Raw genomic sequence first — 1299 nt, forward strand, 5'->3', positions numbered from 1 at the left:
TTTTAATATAATCGCCCGCACTTAAATTCGAAAAATCTCTGGTAAAAGGAGTGATAATTAAATGATCTACGCCTAAGTCTGCTAATATCTCAGCTTTCTCTTTAATGGTATTGATCATTTTTAAACCTTGATTTTCTGGATCAATAATCATACGCGGATGCGGGAAGAACGTCAGGATTACGCTTTCACCACCATTTATTTTTGCCAATTCACATAGGCGTTTGATAATTTTTTGATGACCATAATGAACCCCATCAAAAGTACCTATTGTTACAATTGCGTTGGTTAATTTCTTAAAATCATTTATTTGGTGGTAGATTTTCATTTGAAGCAATAAAATTTAATGTAACACTTGTCGCTTTACCACGCCGCCTTTGATATCGGCAATTTGTTGTTGAACTACAAAAGCGTCAGGGTCTATTTGCCTAATTTCGGATTGTAGTTTGCTCATTTCGAGCTTGGTTACTACCGTATAGATGATGTCTATGTCTTTCTTCTCTAAATATCCACCTTCTCCTTTGTAAATAGTCACCCCCCTTTTCATATTGTTGATGATAAAGTGTTTAATTTCTTCATTTTTTTCAGAAATAATGGTGACACCAGTGTAGGCTTCTAAGCCATTTACAATAAAATCTATGGTATTAGAAGCAGAAAGGTAGGTTAGAATTGCATATAGCGCTGTTTCGATATTTAAAAAGTATGCGGCAAAGGCAAAAATGATAATATTTAAAATTAGAATAATGTTCCCTACTGTGAACATGCTGTTTCTACTGATATACAAAGCAAGTACTTCAGTCCCATCTATTACACAACCTCCACGCATGGCTAAACCAATCCCACCACCCAAGAAGAAACCGCCAAAGAAGGCAATCAATAACTTGTCGTGCGTAATAGGAGCAAAGGGTAAAAATATCAAAGCAAGTGACAGTGCAACGATAGCAATAGAGGTTTTAATAGCGAAACCTGGTCCAATTTGCTTATAGCCCATTAAAATAAATGGAATATTAATGATGACAATGAGATAAGAAAGATTCCAGTCAGTAAGGGTACTAATGAGTAGCGAAATACCTGTTACCCCACCATCAATGAAGTGATTTGGCATTAAAAAGCTCTTTAAGCCAAAACATGCAGATATAACCCCGAAAGAAATTAGTGCTGCCTCTTTGATAAATCGAGTATTTTTATTTTTAAGGTGGTTCATAGAATTGCTTTTTCTCTTTTCTCCCGAAGATGCTGCACTAGGTCGGCGACTTCAAAAGCATTAGCTAACAAAAATTCACCACTTCTAGTCCGCGTTAA

General features: G+C 35.8%; 1 protein-coding gene and 1 pseudogene. Both read right to left on the reverse strand.

Annotation, left to right across the window (positions count from 1 at the left end):
* A pseudogene (locus tag WC622_RS16835) lies at positions 1–325 on the reverse strand (adenylyltransferase/cytidyltransferase family protein); the annotation flags it as partial.
* Between the two features lie 15 nt (positions 326–340).
* Positions 341–1201, reverse strand: coding sequence for a YitT family protein (locus tag WC622_RS16840; protein ID WP_372820852.1), 861 nt, complete (start codon positions 1199–1201; stop codon positions 341–343).
* Between the last annotated feature and the right edge of the window lie 98 nt (positions 1202–1299).

This window comes from Pedobacter sp. (assembly GCF_041662865.1).
In the GTDB taxonomy this organism is placed as follows: domain Bacteria; phylum Bacteroidota; class Bacteroidia; order Sphingobacteriales; family Sphingobacteriaceae; genus Pedobacter.

Bases quoted from the DNA above. Each gene is read 5' to 3' on its own strand.
- WC622_RS16840 (WP_372820852.1), bottom strand. From the start codon at position 1,201: ATGAACCACCTTAAAAATAAAAATACTCGATTTATCAAAGAGGCAGCA.